We start from the raw sequence: 19,483 nt of genomic DNA, 5'->3' as shown, positions 1-19,483 counted from the left end.
GAGTGGACTTGTGTAGGCAAATCAAAAATTTACTGTCAGATAATAGAATTTGAAAAACAATCTCAATAATTCGAGGAGAATGATACTAGGTAATGATTTTTTCAGTTTGGTGAGAAATAAATACTTATTTTTTTCCGTAGAAAAGTTAAAAATGGCATAATTTGCGTATTTGTTAGTAGAGTCTTAAGAAAGGATGCTAACAATGCGAAAAAAATCATTGGAATTACAATATTTAGAAACTCTTGCTCAACGAACAAAACTGTCATTTGCAGAACAGCAACAACTTGTGGCTGACCAGAAAGGATTTCAAGGAGAATCAGCTGTCGATTATTTGACGCAAGCAATCTTACCGACACAGACTGAAATGATGGATGATGTTAATCTTTGTGTCGATGGTAAACGTGTTCAAATCGACAAGTTGATTCAAGTCGGTCGTAAGTTATATTTGATCGACATGAAAAATTATCACGGCAGATACTCTTTTCGTAATCGTACTTGGTATCATAATGGAAAACCACTAACACATAGCATCTTTAGTCAAATTGAACGTGCACATGATATTTTGGCACGAATTTTTGCCGAACACCATCTGGTGATTGAAGTTGTGAAGGTTATTGTTTTTACTAATCCAACGGCAGTGATCGAGGTTGATGATCATTCTGGAATTATCGTTAAATATTTGTGGGAATACTGTGATTGGCTTCAAAAATTGTGCCACGAGGAAGAGGCTGCTAATCTTTCGTGGAAAAAAGTGCTACAAAATTATTGTGTGGCACCGTATCGACCAGTAGAAGATTTTTCTGTGGATTCAAGAAAAATTTGGCAAGGAATTTGCTGCCCAAAATGTGGTAATTTTTGGTGGCAGCAGGAGCGATTTGCGCTACAGTGTAAAATTTGTGGTTATCGTGAAGCTAAGGAAACTGCTTATGTTCGTACAATTTGTGACTATGGTACATTGTATTTTCGGCAAAATTTACGTTTGAGCGAGGTGACTCAGTTTTTTGGTAATGGGTATAACCGGAGATACTTAGCGTATACTTTGAAAAAGCATTTTATACCACTAAATTTTAAAGGAAAGCAGTTTGCTTATCGAAATCCTGGAGAAACCTTTGAATTTAGTTTTAAAAATCAGCAACGGAATTTTAAACAATTAGAACAAAGAGTTAACTGGAAATGTTCTCCTCGGAATAATAACTAGTTTTAGTCGTTGCGAACAAAAGTCGAGTGGACTTATGTAGGCAAACTAAAATGCAAACATAAGTTGGGTGAACATGTGTAGACAAATGGAAATGCGCACAGAAGTCGGCCGGACTTGTGTAGGCAAATTTGGGACCTGTGCATCGTTTTCAATCAGCTATCAAACTGTTGTGAAAAAAAGTAAATTGTTGATCTGCCACAAAAGAAATCGTTGACATTGAGTTTTTTATTTTGTATATTGAGGTTAATCAATTCGGAGGTGTCACTATGATGCAATTTATGCTTAATGCAAATACTTGTTGTTGTCGGACAGAGCGTTTTTGGCGATGTTCGACCTGTTTGCATTAGCATTTTTTGAGGAATAATGACCTTAAAGTGTTCAATGTCCACATGGGTTGGAGTTGAACTAAGGGCGCGAGAATTCTGTTTATTCAGGATCTGGCGCCCTTTTTTTATCGCCGAAAATTGATTTTTTAAGCTTGAGTTTTCACTGTACTTAATTAATTGGGGAGGAAAAAGTATGATCATTCAGTCTGTTTCACAATTGATCGGTAATACACCACTGATCGATCTACAAGTCAACGTGCCTAAGAATAGTCACATTTACGCTAAGTTGGAAATGTTTAATCCGGGCGGAAGTGTCAAAGACCGCTTAGGACAGTATTTGCTGCAAGATGGAAGTAAGAAGGGGAAAATTAATCAGGAAACTACGATTATTGAACCCACTGCTGGTAATACTGGGATTGGCCTGGCCTTAGCCGCTACGCAGTCTCATTTGAAGACGATCTTGGTAGTGCCAGAGAAATTTAGTTTTGAAAAACAGCAGTTGATGAAAGCTTTAGGAGCTAAAATTGTGCATACACCAAGTGAAGACGGAATCAAGGGTGCAATCAAAAAAGCACGCGAATTGGCGCAAGAAACACCGAATAGTTACGTGCCGATGCAATTTGAAAATCCGGCAAATCCGGCAGCTTATTATCAGACTTTGGCTCCAGAATTAGTTTCCGAATTAAAACAACCAATCACTGCTTTTGTTGCTGGTGCCGGCAGCGGGGGAACCTTTGCTGGGGTGGCGAAATATTTACAGGAAAAAGATGCCACAACTAAGACGATCGTCGTTGAGCCTGAAGGATCGATTTTAAATGGCGGTCCTGCTCACTCCCATCGGATAGAAGGAATCGGAGTCGAATTTGTTCCGCCGTTTTTCTCTGACTTGCAGATCGACCAGACCATTACTATTTCTGATGAAGATGCATTTGCTGAAGTGAGACGAATGGCCCAAGAACAAGGACTTTTTATTGGAAGTTCAAGTGGCGCGGCACTGGCTGCTAGTCTAAAAGTTGCTGAAACTTTACCGGAAAATAGTACGATCGTGACGATTTTTCCAGATAGTGGTGAACGTTATTTGAGTGAAAATATCTACGATTAAAAAATAGTTTAAAGAAAAAGGGTAGGATAACCATGGAATTTGAAACAAAATTATTACATGCAGGTGTTAGTGAAGATCAATATACTGGAGCAACGTCGGTCCCGATTTACATGGCATCAACCTTCCATCAACAAAAAATTGGTGAATCTGAGTATGAGTATTCACGGACTGGTAATCCGACACGACAAGCCGTTGAGAAATTAATTGCTGATTTGGAAGGGGGAGTCGCTGGTTTTGCTTTTTCTTCAGGTTCAGCGGCTATCAACACAGTCTTTGCCATGTTTTCAGCCGGTGACCATTTTGTGGTAGGAAATGATGTGTACGGTGGGACCTTCCGGCTACTTGAGAATGTGCTCAAGCGGATGGGACTAACTTTTACAGTTGTTGATACTCGTGATTTAATTGCTGTCGAAAATGCGATTCAAGAAAATACTCAGGCGATTTACTTGGAAACACCAACCAATCCTTTATTGCACGTAACAGATATCGCTGAAATTGCTAGGATCGCTCAAGCACATGGAATCTTGAGTATTATTGATAATACCTTTGCTTCGCCATACATTCAGCGGCCAATCGAGCAAGGCATCGATATCGTGATCCACAGCGCTTCAAAATATCTGGGCGGACATAGTGATGTGATTGCTGGACTGGTAGTAACAAAAGATCAAAAATTAGCTGATCAGGTCGCCTACTTGCAAAACTCGATCGGCAGCATTTTGGCACCACAAGAAAGCTGGCTGTTACAGCGGGGAATGAAGACTTTAGGCTTGCGAATGCGAGCTCAGTTAGCCAACACTGAAAAGATTTTTGAATATTTGTCCAACCAACCATTAGTTAGCAAGATCTATTATCCGGGTGACCCTAATAATCCAGATTATGAAGTGGCACGCAAGCAAATGAATGGTTTTGGAGCCATGCTCTCATTTGAATTACAGCCTGGACTAGATCCTCAAGAGTTTGTCGAAGGGTTACAGTTAATCACTTTGGCAGAAAGCTTAGGTGCACTTGAATCATTGATTGAGATTCCAGCCTTGATGACGCATGGTGCTATTCCACGAGACATTCGGTTGAAAAATGGTATCAAAGATGAGTTGATCCGCTTATCTGTGGGTGCTGAAGATGGGAAGGATCTGCTTTTGGACCTTGAACAGGGCTTTGCTAACTTGAAGGGGAGTCATGATCATGTTAGAAACGGCGCGGTCAATTCTTAAAAGAGATCCAGCAGCACATAGTTTGCTAGAGGTCGTGCTGCTAAGTGTAAAGTTTTAGTTGGTTGCTTTGAGAATGGTTGATTTTAACGCTTAAGCTTCAGGCTCAATAATTCACAATCCTGGAGTACAGAAAAAAAGTCCTTGCATTTACACAAAAAGGACTATTATCCTTTATACATGCACCTACCACAGAACATGAAAAGAGGATAATAGCCCCATGGATTTAATTGTAAATGAATTAGTCAAAATTTTAAAGAGTGAATTGCCATTAATCAAGAAAGAATTGAGATGCGCTAGCCTATTTCGAGGATTCTTTACTAAGTGTTTAGCTGATGCTTTGAGTCTTTTGGATGATGAATTAGCTCAGGATAAACCCCAAGACGCGGTAATTCATCAAAAGAAAGCGCGGACGATCCTCACGCCTTTTGGCGAAGTTCATTATCAACGTCGTTATTACCTGTCTTCGACCGGTGTAAAGAATTATTTTGCCTTGGATCGTTTCCTAGAAATCGAGAAAACTCAGCGGGCTACTCCTTTATTGAGAGCCTGGGTCGTCAAAGCTAGCACTGGTATGACTGCCCGACACGAAACTGAGATTATTTCATTACTCACGCCAGTTTCTTTAAGCCATCAGGCAGTCAATCAAATTGTGCATGAAGTGGGTAAAGAGTTGGCCGCAAAGCAGGAAACTGAAGCGGTCCAAGCTCAAGACGCATTTTACAATGGAACTGTAAAATCACGCCGAAAGGCTCGGTATGTAATTGTCACAGGAGATGCTTTGTTGTACAAAGAAAGCGGACGAGAGGTTCACCACGCTTCACTGTATCGGTTAACGATTCATGAAGGCAGCCGACAAGTATTAAAGAAAAATGGCCAAGCGGCCAAAAACAGGCGCGAATTAATCAATGCCGTGACATTTTCTTCAACTAAGCGTGAAAATGTATTCTGGTTAGCTAAAACGTATCTGAATGGCCACTATGACCTTCGTAACACAGTCGTGATCACTAACAGTGACAATGGCAGTGGTTTTACACCAGATAAGTTTGAGACTTTTGGAGCTGGTGCAGGTCAGTGGATTCATCAGCTGGATCATTTTCATGCCCGCAGAAAAATTGAAGATCGTCTGAAGAACAAATTTCCTGAGTTACAGGAACGCCTTTACCGCGCGGTTTTTCGGAACTATGATTTTGGACAAGTCACAACGATTTTAACCACCATTGACAGTGTTTTAAGTGTCGATCCAAGTAGAAATTACCAAGAAAGAACAGAAGTCCAAAAACTGTTTGAGTATTTAAAACGCAATTGGTCATCTTTAAAACCAATTAAAGCCTACGGCAAATTCCATAACCCCGGTGGATTAGGAACTAGTGAAAGCGGACATCGCCGTTATAGTAATCGACTTAAAGGACATGGAAAATACTGGAGTGCCGCTGGTGCCCGGGCCCAAGCACTGATTATCGATTGCGTAAAAAACAATACTCTAGAACAGTACTTAGGATTACCAATGGTAATTTTAGAGCGTGAGAAGTGGCAATATGACGGTAATCAGATTCGTAGGTTTTTGAGCCAGCCACAGAGGCTTTCAGAGCCGCATGTCGGTGTAATCAGCGGCAAAGTTGAACTCAATGGTCAGCGGTATTTTGCGTAAGCCCTTAAGAGCCCGCTGAATGAAGTGATGATTTGGTTTTTAAATTATCACTTCATTCAGTGGCAACCAAGCGTCAGCGCGGTAGAGAAAACAAGTATAGGTTCATGGATTTAGGATAAAACAGAAGGCTAAAATAAATTTTTTATTTCACAAGATTAACACTTACAACTTAGGATTTACGGTAAGGAAAAGTGAACCAACAAAAATCGGACACTTACGTCGTGCTGACTTATCCTGGCTTACATGCACTTTTTTGGTACCGGATCGCTCATTATTTGAGCAAACACAAACTGGACGTTTTGGCGGGGTTAGTTAGTCGTCATGGTGCACGGCAGACAGGAATCTTGATCGCACCAGCTGCTCAGATCGGCAAGAGAGTTTTTATTGACCATGGTGTGGGAGTAGTGATCGGTGAAACCGCAGTGATCGAGGATGATGTGACACTCTTGCACGGCGTGACCTTGGGCTCCAGACATGAAACGGCTGTGCAAAAACGTCATCCGCATGTTAAACAGGGTGCTTTCATCGGAGCAAATGCACAAATCCTAGGACCGATAGTAATTGGGGAAGAGAGTAAGGTGGGTGCAGGGGCAGTGGTGTTAACAGATGTCCCCGCAAGAACTACCGTTGTTGGGGCACCGGCGCAGCTTGTTACGCATCACAAAAGTAAAGTGATCCAGGTGTCTTTTAGTGAGAATCAGCAGGAATCTGCAGAACTATGAAGAACTGCTCGAGACTGGTTAACTGCAAATTTTTTTGACAACCGTGATTTTTTGCGGTAGCATTAATTTAATAATTAAATATCGTGTTATATCAAGAACTAGCGAGTGGTTACACACTTTGACCTAGTAGCAACCTGCCCTTATGGTAAGGTGCTTCACTGTAAACGGATATACGTCGCCTAACCGTGTTCGTATTTCCGAGCACGGTTTTTCTTTATTAATCTAATAAAGTCCACGCGACGTTAAACAGGAGGCAGTTATGAGACGATACACAACACTAGATGATGATTTAAGAGCTATGTTATTGGAACAATACGGGTTTGAAAAGGTAATTAATCGGGAGGGCGTTTCTGATCAAGACTTGGAATTGATCAAACAACATAGTGAGCATGACCAGAAACTCCAAGCAAAAATTACAGATATTCAAGAGCAACGGCGCCAGGAATTTTTGCAATCTCAAAAAGAGTTCGAGGAAGAGGAGGCTCGTCGGCTAAAAAAAGAGCTAGAAGAGGCATTGGAAAAATATCCGCAGGTGGAAGCTACCAGTTATTCATCAGCAAGGTATAAGAACGGGCTTCGTTCTACCTTAGAGAGTGCACTAGGAACTGCTGCCGATGAAGACCGAGAGAGAATTCGGCAGGTTTTAGGGAAGTAGGAATGATTAAAGTTAGTTGATTTAGGGGGGAAGTTAACTACAAACAGACAGGCGATGTGTAATATAATAAGAGTGATAGTAATGGTTGCTTAGTTTAGCGATAGGGGGATTCCAATGAAAAACTTAGTCAAAATTTTATGCTTACCTTTGCTGGTCTTGGGTTTAGTGTGGTGCTGGCCGCAGTTAGCACAGGCAGATGCCATGCCAATCAAACCCAATGTCAGTCGGCATATTTATCAGGACCGAGATTTTTTTAGTCAGGCACAAATTGCTGAGCTGGAACAAGAAATCAAGCCATTATCACAAACTAAGCACCCGCAGAATTTCCAAATCTATATTGTGCATCGGGCGCAAATAGCAGCTAATTTTGATGGCCAGGTTAACCCGGTGACTGGTGTCGATGTGGATACACCAGCAGGAACGCTTAAAGCTGCGCTAGTCAAACACCAGCTGCAACAAGATAATGGGTCTTATCTAGGATTAATGGGCACAGAAAATGTGCTGCTTTTTATGCCCGAAACAGGTGACTTATCATTTGCACCTGGCGGTTTCACTGGTCCATACTATTCGAATTGGAACTGGAAACACCTGATTTTTGGCAAGAAGCATCTCTTAAACGACTCACCAGCACGTCAAGCCAAAGGAATGGTGGCAATCACTAAACGGGTGGTTAAAAAGCAGGTTAAATTAAGTAATCGTGCTCAGCCAGTCAAAAGGTCTTGGACCTGGAGTGGGGTAGGCGATATGCTGTTTACCATCTGGTTAATGTCGTTACCAGTGCAGTTGCTGTGGTATATTATTAAGCACGGTAATGAACCAATGGGTCATGATAACACAAGCGATGCCTGGATCGAAGGCTGGGTCAACCATGAAATTTATGATGACTATGACGATTTTCATGACGATCATAATTACTGATTGAACTAGACTTGGCTTAAACAAATCAATGAAGAAGTGTAACACTTGTTGTTATGCTTTTTCTTTTAATTTGATGGCATAATTTGGTAGAGAGTTTGAAAGCAACTGGTAACTAAAGTACACGACAAAAATGCGTCATAATGGGAGTTGTTCTCCAACATTATGGCGCATTTCTTTGTGTGAAATTTTATTTTAAGGTCCGCATTTTAGCGATTAGTTAAGAGAAAAAATTTAAAAGTTGAATTAACGCATTACTAGAACTGAAACTGGCGAATATTTAGCCATATAAGCAGCTTCAGAGCCAAAGCGTTTCGCGACACCTTGCTTATCAAAAGAACCGATGATCAACAGGTCAGGCTGAATTTCTGGAATGACATCGTTGACGATCGTCTTGCCAGGATTACCTTCTGCGATGATCGTGTGGACTTGTTTGACACCAGCTTGTTTAGCGGTTGCTTCATACTGGCGGACATGTTCTTCTAATGCTTGTCGTTCACCATGAATATAATCATCATCTAAAGCCTGGTAAACGTTCATTTCGTCGCTTTCGAGTACAGACACGATAAAGAGCTCAGCGTCGTTTTCTTTGGCGTAATTGATAGCGTACTGAAAGGCCAACTGCGAGTCATGTGAATCGTCAGTTCCTACCAAAAGACGGGAAAATTTAGTTTGCATCTTAGTCATTAGCTTGTCCTCCTTGAGTTTGTTGTTTTGCCAGCAGTTCCTTTTGAGCTAGTTGTTTGTCACCACGATACAAGTCGTAGACTGTCCAGATCAGTAAGGCGATGATCAAGGCGATGATGACATAGGCGATCCGGTCTGATAAGACGACTTGAGCTGCCGTAGGGTTAGTCCCGAAGAAGGCTTCGATCGAACCGGGTAAACCGATCATGTTTAAGTAGGTTAGTCCAATAACTGACGCCCAGCCTAAAACATTGACCCACAGTGAGTTTTTAAAGCGTTGGCCCATTTCAGTTTTACTATTTGTTAACATCAATAATGGCAACATCGAAAATGGTAGGGCAAACGCTAAGAAAACCTGGGAGTTGTTCATTAAGTTGTTAATGGCAACGTGTTGTTGGACTTCGCTTTGACCGCTAGTTGAAAGAACGGCAATCAAAACGGGAATGACAGAGATCAAACGAGTTACTAAACGACGAGCCCAAAGCGGCATCTTCATGTGAATAAACCCTTCCATGACGACTTGGCCAGTTAGGGTCCCGGTAATCGTTGAGTTTTGCCCAGAAGCTAAAAGAGCCACGGCAAATAATGTTGATAAGACTCCGGATTTAGCGACGCCGATCAAGAGACCGTTACTTAACTTCGAAGTGTCTGAGAGTGCTTGGTACAAACCGAAGAATGATGGATCTTCAACAGTTCCTGATTTGAACACTGCCACACCCATGATCAACAGTAATGCATTCACAACAAAGGCTAGTGATAACTGAATGTTTGAATCCCAAGTTGAGAATCTGACAGTTCGAGCCACGTCTTCTGCATCATTGTGGTCAATTTTCCGGGTCTGAGAAATTGCTGAATGTAAGTATAAATTATGCGGCATCACTGTGGCACCAATGATCCCTAACGCGCCAGAAATAGGTGTCATACCCTGTACATCAGGGGAGGAAGCAAAGGTTTGGCCGCTTGGCATTAAGCCCTTGAACATTGCACCCCAGTCGGGATCTGATAAAGCGACTTGGTAAATAAAGACCGCTAAAATAACAAAGATCAAGCAGACCACGATTGCTTCAATTTTCCGAAAACCAATTTTAGTTAATAAGAGCAGTAACAAGACATCTAAGACGGTTAAGAAAACGGCGATCACTAGCGGAATATTGAATAAGAGATATAAGGCGATCGCACCACCAATAACTTCAGCAATATCAGTTGCCATGATCGCTAATTCTGTCATGAGCCATAAAATGATGCCTAAAGTTTTCCCAGTGCGGGCGCGTGTGGCCTGTGCCAAGTCCATTTGACTGACAATGCCCAGTTTGGCAGCCATATATTGCAGTAACATGGCAATCAAACTCGACATTAAAATCACGGACATCAACAGGTAGGAAAAATTTTGGCCACCGGTGATCGAGGTTGACCAATTACCGGGATCCATGTAACCGACCGCGACTAGGGCACCAGGTCCAGAATACATAAATAATGTTTTCCAGAATCCTTTGCCTTTGGGAACCTCGACAGTTCCGTTGATTTCCTCTAGGGAAGGTCCATTAGCGTAATGGATCAAGTAATGCTGCTTGTGAGTATCAGACTTGTTTTGACTCACTTGAAAAACCACCTTTCTTTCGAACAATTGCCATTGTACACCATATTTAAACATATGGAAATAAAAAGTTAGGGATACATAACATTATTGTGAGTGATTTTGGTGGACAAATAATAGTAGGAATTTGATTGAAAAAAATTTTAAAAAGAAAATTGCTAGTTTAAAAAAACTCTCTTGTTCGGGACATAAGTTCTCCTAATGTAAAGCACACTTATAATTGTTATTATTTTCACAAATTATGAGATATAATAAAAATATCAGCGAGAGGAGAGTCAATCATGCAGAAATTAAATGATACAGTAACCTTTAGAAATGGTGCAACAGTAGCTAATCGAATCGTGCAACCGCCAATGCTGACTAATAGTGGTCGTGATGATGGACATGTGACACAAGATACAATCAACTACTATAACCAGCGCTCTAATTCAGCTGGCATGGTGATCGTTGAATATACCTACGTCAGTCGAGCAGGCGGACCATCGCGTTCGTGGGCCAGTGACCGGGAACAATTAGGACTCTACAAAGATGAACAGATGCCTGGCTTTACCAAGCTAGCTCAAACTTTGAAAAAAGACGGTAACAAAGCCATTTTACAGTTGGAACATTCTGGTCGTGAGGCTAACTATCACGCACAACTCGGTGAAAAAGTCTACGCTCCTTCATCTTTTGACTTTGGCTTTTTGGATTATGAAGTTGAAGAAATGACTGAAGCAGATATTTTAGAAGTGATCCATGACTTTGGAGCTGCCACAAAGCGCGATTGATTGTGGCTTCGATGGTGTTGAGATTCACGGAGCCAACCACTACTTGCTGCAACAATTTTTCTCTGCTTGGTCTAATCGGCGGCACGACAAGTGGGGCGGGGATTCCTTAGATTCACGGATGTTCTTTATCTTAGAAGTTGCCAAAGAAGTTTTCCGGGTTGCTAAAGAATATGGTCCAAAAGACTTTATTATTGGCTACCGAATCAGTCCGGAAGAAGTTCATGGGAAAAATGTTGGTTATAACTGGCGTGAAGCTAATGAATTGATCAAACGACTCACCAGCGAATTGGACTTTGATTACATTCATTTGTCCTTACCGCAATATGATGCAAAACCAGCGGACAGTGACCAAACTTATGCCGAATTAATGCGGGCGATCTTGCCGCAAGAAACCAAGTTGATCATCGTCGGTAATGTGATGGATGGCGAGGCTGCTAGAGACGCTTTGAAGTATACTGATTTAGTGGCAATAGGTCGAGCTTCAATGATCGACCCGCAAATTGCCCGTAAAATCGTAGAAGGTCGTGACAATGAAATCGTGTCTGAAATTTCCCCAGCACAGATCAAACGCTCTCAGCTCACACCTGGCTTAGTTAACTTGTTCTCTGATCCGAAAATGGAGCCGCATTTACCAGGTAGAGAATCAATTTATAGCATGCATCAAGCAGGTTCATTAAGCAAGTCAGTTTTAAAGAATGGGACGAGTTCAGAATATAATTTAGAAGATTTGAAATAAAGCTAGAAAAGAGTCGTGTGCAGTTTGACACGGCTCTTTTTGACGGCTAGCATTAATTTAAAATAAGTGGTGGAGGTTAGTTGAAATGAACTTGGAACAGATGCACTATGTGGTGGAATTGGCACAAGCTTAGACGATTTCACGGGCAGCTAAAAATTTAAATCTGAGTCAGTCGGGCTTGAGTCAATCGCTGGATAAGCTAGAGGCTGAATTAGGGGTGCAGCTGTTTCAACGGACCAGACTAGGTTCGCGGCCGACTTTAGCGGGATTGAAAGTTATCACACGAGCTAAAGAAATTGAAAAACAATTGGGTTTGATGCAGACAGACTTGAGTGAGTTGGCTGTGCCGACCGCGCCATTTCGCTTAGGAGTCATGAATGAAGTTCCCAGTACCTTGCTAGATTGGTTGTTGAAGTTTCAGGCGGGCCAGCCCAATTTTCGGGCATATCTGGCAGAAAATACGGTGCGAGAAATTATTAGAGCCGTGAAAGCACAAGAGTATGATGCTGGCTTGATTGCGGTTGACCAGGCAGCAGTGCATTTGTTGGATGGCTTGGATTTTCGTGCAATTGGTAGTGGTCAGTTTAAACTCTACACCACGGCCAATCATTATTTGGCAAACTACCAGGGACCGTTGCCGTTAGAGTTGGTATTGGAACAGGAATTTGCCTTGTTCATCGATGACTACATTGCGGCTTTTGTTAAAAAGTTAGCGCGGCAAACAGACGAGTTAAACGTCATTGTGCAGTCGACTTCATTTCGCGTGATCTTAGAAACCATGCGGAAGTTTCAGGCAGTCTCAATTATTCGCGACACTCAGATCGACCGTCGCTTGTATGCTAGTTCCGCTGATCCGCTAATTCCTCATGAAATTGCAGATGTTGGACAAGTATCTGGGCAACATTTTCGCTATGGTATTATTACGCGCGCTGGGCAAAGTTTAACACCCTTGCAGGAAAAATTTTTGCAGGGAATTCGCTTTTAATTACGAGGTCAATTTTGTGGGATAACCCCCTACTCACAGTATTAATGTGAAAACTTAAGCAAATTTCACTGGGGAAAATTCGGCGAATGTAGTATGCTTGGTGATAGATAAATGAGGTGAAAGACATGACGATTCAACAGCTTTATTATTTGGTGGCCATCGCTGATGAAGGCTTGATTTCTAAAGCGGCCTACAAGTTAAAAATTAGCCAATCGGGTTTGTCCCAGGCAATCGCTCGAATCGAACAACAGCTGGGCTTAACGATTTTTACCCGCACACATACGGGAATCGTCGTGACGACTAGCGGAGAGGCAGTGATTGACCAGGCGCGTCAGGTTTTGCGTTCTTATCATGACTTAAATTTCAAAATTGAACAGTTAAAAACTCAGCAACGCGATGTTTTCCGGCTGGCAGTTAGTGATGAGATCTCGCGGCCTTTTGTAGATGCCTTGTTAGAGGTCCAAGATCAGTATCCAGAGTTTAAAGTCCAGCTGGTCCAAACGAATCCGACTCTTGCGGTACGAGGAGTTCGCAAGTTGCAGTATGACGCGGCTTTTTTGACATATTGTCCAGCTTCGCGCAGCCTGTTAGGGGGCTTAGATGTCCATGATTGTTTAAGCGGGGCGCCCCAGTTTTATACAATGCAACAACACTACTTGCAAGAGGCGGGGCAGCCAGTTTCCATCGAAGTCTTGTTAGAACAAGAATTTGTGCTCTATGATGATGATCAGTTAATGGCCGACCTTGACCGTTTTCAAAAGAAGTATGGTCGTTTGAATATCTCGTTAGTGACGGATAACTTGCAAGTCATCTATGAGTTTTTACAAAAATTTCGGGCGGTGACCTTCTTACGCGATTTTCAATTGCGCAACAGTCTTTACCAGGACAAACGCGCGGAATTTTTGCCGTTGCCGGTGGCAGACTTGAAATTTGGCAGTAGTCGGTATGCCTGGGTGACGCAACCGGAAAATCAGCTCAGTCCAATTGAAGAACAATTGATGCAGGGAATCGTGGCCCATTTTCACGATAATTAAGCTCAACTTATTCAGACATTAGTTGGGCTTCTTTTTATTTTGCCAGTTTATGTGATACAATTCACATGTAAAAGAAACCGGGCATTCAAACTACTGGAAAAATGGTGTACGAGCGGCAACAGCGGTTTTGGGCCTAGGAAAAGACTGGGAGGTCAGACAGATGAGTTTGACAGATGGAAGTTATGCAGGTGTTTCACAAGGATTTGGTGGAGAAACAAAAGTGACGGTCTTGATCGAAAATGGTAAGATCGCTCAGGTGACCGTGGATGAAACGAATGACACAGAGGCTGTTTCTCAACAGACAGTTAAAAAGGTGCCAGAAATGATCGTCGCAGCCCAAAATTATGCGGTCGACATTGTTTCCGGTGCAACTAAGAGTTCAAAAGGAATCATGGATGCAGTTAAAAATGCCTTAGAACAAGCAGGTGACATTTCTGAACTTGGACCACAGAAAGCTGCTGCTCCAGCCAGTGTAAAGACTGAAAACATCACTGACCCAGCTGCCAGTTATGACAAATTTGACCAAGAAATCACCAAAGATTTAGTGATCATCGGGTCAGGGATTTCTGGTTTATCCGCTGCGGTGCAAGCAGGCCAAGACGATGTGGATGCAATCGTGATCGAAAAATTAGCCGCAACTGGCGGCAACGGTGGTGGTGTTGAAGGGCAATTTGCCATCAACTCTGAACGCCAGCAGGAATTGGGGATTCATATTACTCCAAATGAAATCATGACTGCTGAACATCAAATGGGTCAGTACCGGGCTAATGGTTCGATTTGGCTGGACTTCATTAACTCCTCTGCTGATAATGTTTCTTGGTGTAAGGAAAACGGTGTTGACTATTCAGGGCAAGTCGATAATTACTATACTGGCTTGTTTAATACTTTCCACTGGTTCAATGGCGGACACGCTTCCCAAGGCTATGTCCCACAAATGACCGCCAAGGCTCAGGAAAATGGGGTCGACTTTATTTTTAATACAGCTGCTAAACATTTGATTTATCAAGATCACAAAGTCACGGGGGTCATTGCGGAAGACCAAGATGGCAAAGTTATCAAATTTAACGCTAAGGCAGTGATTGTTGCGACCGGCGGCATCGGCGGCAACCGTGACTTAGTCCACAAGCAGGGCTGGAATACGGATCACATGTTGCTGACAGGGATGCCTTCTAGTGCGGGCGACGGTTATCTGATGACTAAAGAAGTTGGTTCAAAAGACTTGATCCATGAATCCGCCCAGTTAGTGATGAACTATGTCCAAGCTTTCCCAACGGATGCACCGCTCTTGTATATGGATCCAATCAACGGGATCAAGGGCTTTACCACCGGTGGAGAAGTGGTCTTTGTCAACGAAGAAGGCGACCGTTTTGTCAATGAAAACATCTATGCCTTTAACATGATGCTGCAATCAATGGCGATGAAGCAAAACAAGGCCAGCTATGCAGTCTTTACTCGGCAAATGTTCCTTGATTTCGCCGCAAAAGTGGGTGTTGAAAATGGAGCAGAGGTCTTAGATCATGCCGTTAAAGAAAATGAGGGTCAAACCTTATTTGAAAGTGAAACTTTGGCAGGCTTGGCTGACAGCTTTAATTTGCCACAGGAAAACTTGTTAGCAACGATCAAACATTACAATGAACTGTGCCACCAAGGGGAAGATACTGACTTTAATAAGGATGCCGAAGTTTTGACAGCTTTAGAAGAGGGCCCATTCTACATTGCGCAAGTTGACCAAAACTACCTGGTCGGCATTGGCGGAATTGGCACAAATAAACGTTTTGAAGTCATTGATGACGAGCATAATGCGATCCCTGGCTTGTACGCAACGGGGATGGACGGCGTAATGCTGTACAAGAACGTCTACACCATGAACATGCCTGGAACGGCGTGCGGATTCTCAGTTCACAGCGGTCGTCATGCGGTACAAAATGCAGAAAAGACATTTTAAACAAGCTTAAATTTACAGCGGCTGCTTTTCTAAATGGAAGGCAGCCGCTGTTTTAGTGGGCAGAAAAAAGCCCACGCCAGGGAGGTGACGTGGGGTGTCATTAGTCTAATAAGTCGGATGGCAGTTCATCTTCCATCAGTGGTAAATATTGATTAAACAAGGCAAGACTAGGCTGCTGACCGGTTAAGTGTCTGTGAGTGCGGTCTTCGATAAAAGGTGCCAGCTTCTGGTGGGTCGTGATCATAAAGGTGTTTTCTGCCAGTCCTTTAAAAATCACGGGTCCGACCGTTTCTAGGGATGCGCCCTGGTCTAAGAAAGCCTGAGACTGCTTGAGCGCTGCTTTGTAGGCGGGTGATCGATAGTAAGGGTCGGTCAGCTCTGTATACATAGCGGGTCGGCGTTTTTCTGACTGGCCTAAGTCGGTCTGATAGAAGGCCGGACAAAAGAGGTGAAGATGGATGTCAGCCTTAATGGCTTGCAAATCATAGGCAACGGATTCGGTCATGGCGATGCTGGCAGCTTTGGCGGCGGCGTAGGCCGAAAGAGTTGGGCCACAAGTCAGGCCGCCAACTGAAGCGACATTGATGATGTCGGCTGGGGTTTGTTGTTTTAACATTAATGGAATGACGCGTTTCATGATGTAAACTTGACTCAGAAAGTCGGCGTGCAAGATCCATTCCCAGTCGCGAGTCGGCAAGTCCCAAACAAAGTTGCCCAAGGCGATCCCGGCTGAATTAACAACGAGGTCAATTTGGCCATAGTGTTGCATCACGGCGTCGATGAGTGCGGTGACAGCTTGTTCATCGGTCACATCCGTTTGCTGCATCACTACTTCTGCGCCTTGTTCCTGCAGTTCTTGAGTGACGGTCGTCAAGGCTGGTGCTTCAATGTCGGCTAAAAAGAGCCGCATTTTGTGTGCACGGGCGATCTCGCGTCCAAAGCCATGGGCTGCCCCTGTGATCACTGCGACTTTTCCAGTAAAATCTTTCATGGTGTGAATACTCCTTTGCTAGTTTGACGGGTCAACTAAAAGGTGTGGCCAGTTCCTGCATAATAGTTTGGATCGGTTGGATCTCTTTGATCAGCGAAATACCATTGTCAGCAATTACCATCCCGGTGTTCAGGTTGCCAGTCAACATTCCGGTCAGTAATGCGCCAGTCCCTTTTAATTCGCCTGCCTGAATTTGTGCGATAACGTCTGGCAGGGACGGGGTCTTGACCGCGCGAACGGTTTCTGAGGTAGGGTCTGGTAGATACATTAAGTCTTCCACGTTGGTTTGTACCAGCAATTGTTTGATGTCGGTTGGGATAGGACTTTCATCCGACGCTAAAAAGCGGGTCCCAACATAGAGACCTTCAGCGCCTAATGCAACGGCGGCGGTCGCTGTCCGGACATCTGTGATCCCACCAGCAGCAATCACAGGGACTGTAGCTTCGTCGACAAAACGTGGAACGATCGAGAAGGTGCCGGCGAGCCAATCGTTCACGGGTAAGCCGCCGCCTTCATCCAATCCAGTGGCGATGATCAAGTCAACGCCTAATTCCTCAGCGGGTTTGATCAGACGTGGGTCAGCGGTGTTGGGGCGGTAAATGATCTTGATGTGGTGGTCAGTTAATTTCTGGAAAAAGGTCTTGTTGTTGAGTGAGCCGACGACTAGGGCAACGGGTACTTTTTCTGCGATCATTACATTGAGATAGGCTTCAAAGAGGTCACTGGAGATCCCTGAATTTTGACCACTGTTGTCGGGGATCAAGTTGACGCCAAACGGCTTGTCGGTGAGGGTGCGGACCCGCTGAATTTGGGTGCGCATATTTTCACTAGCTTCGCCTAAGTTGCCGCTAAATTTCTGGCCAGGCATCGGTCCTAAAATACCTAAACCGCCATTTTCACTAATGGCCGCGACCATTTCTGCGTTGGTCAAACCCCACATTGCTGCGGAAATAATGGGGGATTTGATGCCTAAAATAGAACAGACTCGATTTTCTGTCATGGGTATTTCCTCCTTATCGTGTAATACGCAACAGATTATGAAACACTTCACATTAATTATAGCATCAGTGAAAGCGATTACAACTAATACGAACTAAGTGAGCTAACGGGGGAAAACCTGCTTGTTTACCAAAAAGCACTGGCTTTTCAGGCAAAATCAGCGCAAAAAAGGCTACTTTAATTGAAAAGTAAGCGTTATAATTAACTTAGGCTTTTTCAAGTTAGGTCGCTCCTAGCGGGAAAGGCTTAGTGAGATGACATGGTCGTCCACCCCTCAACAATTTCAAATCATCGAGGTGAGGGCCTTGTTAATTAGGATAAGATCGGGGGTTAGGGGAATTAGCCTAGCATTTGTTATCGTAGCTCTGGCACAATTTGTGTTAAGCTGTGCTAAAGCATACGCGATAATAAAAAAAGCTAACCATCAAGATTAGCTTTACCTCTGATCATTCAAATCACGCTCGGGACTGACGACTTGCACTCGTTAGTCCCTTTTCAATTAATTATAGTAGCTTAAAAGAAGCAAAATAGCAAGTGGAACGGCTGGGAAAACCTGGTCTCCAATTTGTGCATAATTCAATTGATGATGAAATTAGTGGGCTGGTTGCTGATGTTCCCAAACACCTAACCAAAGCAACCTTTTGAAATAGCTTGGTTCCAATTCCTTGATGTTTATACTCCTTTTGAACATAAATCCATTTGACCTCCAAGGAATCCTGGAACATTTTTTCAGAAACTGCAAAAAAGAAGAAAAAGTCTGGTTCTTGTAGTTCAGAGGGCAGTTTTTCAGTACTATATGACTCATCTAAGTAGGCTTGCATAATAGTCGTGGGATTAACTGAGGCAAATGTATCCAAAAAGGTTTGGCTAATTTTTAGCAGATCTAAGGTCCCTTATTAGATATTTTGAAGTTAGAACAACAAGGTCATCAAGCTCAATGATACCTGAGCTTGATGACCATATAAAATATAAGGTTAGTCTTCGTAATAGACGATGGAGTGTTTGAAAATCTTCAGTGTCCGACCATCTTCGCAATCGACTACGATGCGTTTTGGTTTAACCATTGTGAGGGTGCCCTTGATGATTTCACCATTGATCAATTTGATCGTCGTTGGTTTTGGAAGACCAAGTTTTTCTGCTGTATGTGGATCCATTGTTTCTGCCATACATAAAACCTCCTTTTATGAACCGACGAGTTGTCGGTTAACTTGCCTTTATTATAGCGCTTTCTTTGTCAAAATTCCAAGCTGAACCCTGCAAGTTGGTAGATAACATCCGGCTTCAAATATGAAAAAGATTAAATTAAAGAGGAACTTGAAAATTTGCATTTAAATAACTCGATTGATCTATTCCATCACGGATTAGATAACACTATTGAAGATAGCTTGAGAAGGAAGAAAGCTGGGTTCCCGAGTGGGAGTAAGGCGTTAGGCCGAGAATCCCTTTGCTCCTGGGGCTGTCTTATTTTTTTGGACAAAAAAACTTGGCCATGGTTACAGGTCAAGTGTTGAGTTTAGTCTTTTGAACTGGAGTCACAAGGTGAGAGCTGGTAAACGCGGTTATCTGCTTCATCATAGACACTGATCGGGTGACCATCGATGGCATCGATGCGTAAATGGTAGCCGTAGGTATCTAAGAAAACTAGTTCACGTTCGCTTAAACGTAAGACTGAGCCAGGAAGCGCACGTTTGTCTAAAGCGATTGCAAGGTCTGACTTGATATGTAGGTGATGTACCCGAAAATTGTTTTCATCGGTAAATTGCCAGTCACCGGCGTAAATCTGAGCTAAAGGTGCTTGATTATTCAGTTGCTTCTTATCGGAATGAAAAAGTTTTGCGAATGGTTTATGCATTTTTCTCTTCCGTTGACCGAAGCGGATCGCTCTCATCGTGTGTCCTTCTTTCTGCTATTCGTTAAATTCCTATACTTTTAAATATACCACCATCTTTGAGAGAAAAACAGTGAAGA

Annotated in this window: 17 protein-coding genes and 2 pseudogenes; 12 read left to right on the top strand and 7 right to left on the bottom strand. The window is 43.0% G+C overall.

Annotated elements, in window-relative coordinates; translation table 11 throughout:
* The first annotated feature begins 202 nt into the window (after positions 1 to 202).
* The 8 genes and pseudogenes from LPAF129_RS01305 (at position 203) to LPAF129_RS01275 (ending at position 7,780) form a co-directional block, all read left to right on the top strand.
* Positions 203 to 1,198 (top strand): nuclease-related domain-containing protein, encoded by a 996-nt coding sequence (locus tag LPAF129_RS01305; protein WP_244054248.1) that lies wholly within the window; start codon positions 203 to 205, stop codon positions 1,196 to 1,198.
* A gap of 519 nt (positions 1,199 to 1,717) precedes the next feature.
* Positions 1,718 to 2,626, top strand: a complete 909-nt coding sequence (locus tag LPAF129_RS01300; RefSeq protein WP_244054246.1) for a PLP-dependent cysteine synthase family protein — start codon at positions 1,718 to 1,720, stop codon at positions 2,624 to 2,626.
* Between the two features lie 32 nt (positions 2,627 to 2,658).
* Positions 2,659 to 3,837, top strand: a complete 1,179-nt coding sequence (locus LPAF129_RS01295; RefSeq protein ID WP_244054244.1) for a trans-sulfuration enzyme family protein — start codon at positions 2,659 to 2,661, stop codon at positions 3,835 to 3,837.
* A pseudogene (locus tag LPAF129_RS11245) lies at positions 3,809 to 3,877 on the top strand (serine acetyltransferase); the annotation flags it as partial. The gene LPAF129_RS01295 and the pseudogene LPAF129_RS11245, both read left to right, overlap by 29 nt.
* Positions 3,878 to 4,054: 177 nt before the next feature.
* Positions 4,055 to 5,485, top strand: coding sequence for an ISLre2 family transposase (locus tag LPAF129_RS01290; RefSeq protein ID WP_244054243.1), 1,431 nt, complete (start codon positions 4,055 to 4,057; stop codon positions 5,483 to 5,485).
* Between the two features lie 191 nt (positions 5,486 to 5,676).
* Positions 5,677 to 6,207: a serine O-acetyltransferase EpsC gene (gene epsC / locus LPAF129_RS01285; protein ID WP_244054241.1), complete on the top strand. Its 531-nt coding sequence runs from the start codon at positions 5,677 to 5,679 to the stop codon at positions 6,205 to 6,207.
* A 259-nt stretch (positions 6,208 to 6,466) separates the two neighbouring features.
* Positions 6,467 to 6,862 carry a hypothetical protein gene (locus LPAF129_RS01280; RefSeq protein ID WP_244054239.1) on the top strand — a complete coding sequence of 132 codons (396 nt, stop codon included), beginning with the start codon at positions 6,467 to 6,469 and terminating at the stop codon, positions 6,860 to 6,862.
* A gap of 114 nt (positions 6,863 to 6,976) precedes the next feature.
* Positions 6,977 to 7,780, top strand: coding sequence for a hypothetical protein (locus LPAF129_RS01275; RefSeq protein ID WP_244054237.1), 804 nt, complete (start codon positions 6,977 to 6,979; stop codon positions 7,778 to 7,780).
* Between the two features lie 243 nt (positions 7,781 to 8,023).
* Here LPAF129_RS01275 and LPAF129_RS01270 read toward each other — a convergent pair whose 3' ends face one another.
* Both LPAF129_RS01270 and LPAF129_RS01265 read right to left on the bottom strand, forming a co-directional pair.
* Positions 8,024 to 8,455 carry a universal stress protein gene (locus tag LPAF129_RS01270; RefSeq protein ID WP_244054468.1) on the bottom strand — a complete coding sequence of 144 codons (432 nt, stop codon included), beginning with the start codon at positions 8,453 to 8,455 and terminating at the stop codon, positions 8,024 to 8,026.
* A 1-nt stretch (position 8,456) separates the two neighbouring features.
* Positions 8,457 to 10,061: an Nramp family divalent metal transporter gene (locus LPAF129_RS01265; protein WP_244054235.1), complete on the bottom strand. Its 1,605-nt coding sequence runs from the start codon at positions 10,059 to 10,061 to the stop codon at positions 8,457 to 8,459.
* A 278-nt stretch (positions 10,062 to 10,339) separates the two neighbouring features.
* Between LPAF129_RS01265 and LPAF129_RS11260 the strand changes: the two are divergent.
* From LPAF129_RS11260 to LPAF129_RS01245, 4 genes and pseudogenes are all read left to right on the top strand, one after another.
* Positions 10,340 to 11,561, top strand: a pseudogene (locus LPAF129_RS11260) (oxidoreductase).
* A gap of 136 nt (positions 11,562 to 11,697) precedes the next feature.
* On the top strand, positions 11,698 to 12,546 hold the full coding sequence (locus LPAF129_RS01255; protein ID WP_265747137.1) for a LysR family transcriptional regulator: 849 nt from the start codon (positions 11,698 to 11,700) through the stop codon (positions 12,544 to 12,546).
* Between the two features lie 125 nt (positions 12,547 to 12,671).
* Positions 12,672 to 13,580 carry a LysR family transcriptional regulator gene (locus LPAF129_RS01250; RefSeq protein WP_244054231.1) on the top strand — a complete coding sequence of 303 codons (909 nt, stop codon included), beginning with the start codon at positions 12,672 to 12,674 and terminating at the stop codon, positions 13,578 to 13,580.
* Positions 13,581 to 13,740: 160 nt separating this feature from the next.
* Complete coding sequence (locus LPAF129_RS01245; RefSeq protein WP_244054228.1) at positions 13,741 to 15,525, top strand: FAD-dependent oxidoreductase; 1,785 nt, start codon at positions 13,741 to 13,743, stop codon at positions 15,523 to 15,525.
* A 100-nt stretch (positions 15,526 to 15,625) separates the two neighbouring features.
* Here LPAF129_RS01245 and LPAF129_RS01240 read toward each other — a convergent pair whose 3' ends face one another.
* From LPAF129_RS01240 to LPAF129_RS01220, 5 genes are all read right to left on the bottom strand, one after another.
* On the bottom strand, positions 15,626 to 16,516 hold the full coding sequence (locus LPAF129_RS01240) for an SDR family NAD(P)-dependent oxidoreductase (protein WP_244054226.1): 891 nt from the start codon (positions 16,514 to 16,516) through the stop codon (positions 15,626 to 15,628).
* Between the two features lie 31 nt (positions 16,517 to 16,547).
* Entirely contained in the window at positions 16,548 to 17,516 is a 969-nt protein-coding gene (locus LPAF129_RS01235) for an NAD(P)H-dependent flavin oxidoreductase (RefSeq protein ID WP_244054224.1), read from the bottom strand.
* Positions 17,517 to 18,018: 502 nt separating this feature from the next.
* Positions 18,019 to 18,372: a GNAT family N-acetyltransferase gene (locus LPAF129_RS01230; RefSeq protein ID WP_244054222.1), complete on the bottom strand. Its 354-nt coding sequence runs from the start codon at positions 18,370 to 18,372 to the stop codon at positions 18,019 to 18,021.
* Between the two features lie 117 nt (positions 18,373 to 18,489).
* A complete protein-coding gene (locus LPAF129_RS01225; protein ID WP_244054219.1) occupies positions 18,490 to 18,681 on the bottom strand; it encodes an LSm family protein in 192 nt (63 codons plus the stop codon).
* Between the two features lie 347 nt (positions 18,682 to 19,028).
* Positions 19,029 to 19,403, bottom strand: a complete 375-nt coding sequence (locus LPAF129_RS01220) for a DUF4828 domain-containing protein (RefSeq protein WP_244054218.1) — start codon at positions 19,401 to 19,403, stop codon at positions 19,029 to 19,031.
* Between the last annotated feature and the right edge of the window lie 80 nt (positions 19,404 to 19,483).

This window comes from Ligilactobacillus pabuli, from assembly GCF_022836475.1.
GTDB classification, from domain to species: Bacteria; Bacillota; Bacilli; order Lactobacillales; family Lactobacillaceae; genus Ligilactobacillus; species Ligilactobacillus pabuli.
Note: the sequence above shows the minus strand (reverse complement) of the source record. Positions and strands in the feature narration are given on the sequence as shown.

Bases quoted from the DNA above. Each gene is read 5' to 3' on its own strand.
- LPAF129_RS01305 (WP_244054248.1), top strand. From the start codon at position 203: ATGCGAAAAAAATCATTGGAATTACAATATTTAGAAACTCTTGCTCAA.
- LPAF129_RS01300 (WP_244054246.1), top strand. From the start codon at position 1,718: ATGATCATTCAGTCTGTTTCACAATTGATCGGTAATACACCACTGATC.
- LPAF129_RS01295 (WP_244054244.1), top strand. From the start codon at position 2,659: ATGGAATTTGAAACAAAATTATTACATGCAGGTGTTAGTGAAGATCAA.
- LPAF129_RS01290 (WP_244054243.1), top strand. From the start codon at position 4,055: ATGGATTTAATTGTAAATGAATTAGTCAAAATTTTAAAGAGTGAATTG.
- LPAF129_RS01280 (WP_244054239.1), top strand. From the start codon at position 6,467: ATGAGACGATACACAACACTAGATGATGATTTAAGAGCTATGTTATTG.
- LPAF129_RS01275 (WP_244054237.1), top strand. From the start codon at position 6,977: ATGAAAAACTTAGTCAAAATTTTATGCTTACCTTTGCTGGTCTTGGGT.
- LPAF129_RS01270 (WP_244054468.1), bottom strand. From the start codon at position 8,455: ATGCAAACTAAATTTTCCCGTCTTTTGGTAGGAACTGACGATTCACAT.
- LPAF129_RS01250 (WP_244054231.1), top strand. From the start codon at position 12,672: ATGACGATTCAACAGCTTTATTATTTGGTGGCCATCGCTGATGAAGGC.
- LPAF129_RS01245 (WP_244054228.1), top strand. From the start codon at position 13,741: ATGAGTTTGACAGATGGAAGTTATGCAGGTGTTTCACAAGGATTTGGT.
- LPAF129_RS01240 (WP_244054226.1), bottom strand. From the start codon at position 16,516: ATGAAAGATTTTACTGGAAAAGTCGCAGTGATCACAGGGGCAGCCCAT.
- LPAF129_RS01235 (WP_244054224.1), bottom strand. From the start codon at position 17,516: ATGACAGAAAATCGAGTCTGTTCTATTTTAGGCATCAAATCCCCCATT.
- LPAF129_RS01225 (WP_244054219.1), bottom strand. From the start codon at position 18,681: ATGGCAGAAACAATGGATCCACATACAGCAGAAAAACTTGGTCTTCCA.
- LPAF129_RS01220 (WP_244054218.1), bottom strand. From the start codon at position 19,403: ATGAGAGCGATCCGCTTCGGTCAACGGAAGAGAAAAATGCATAAACCA.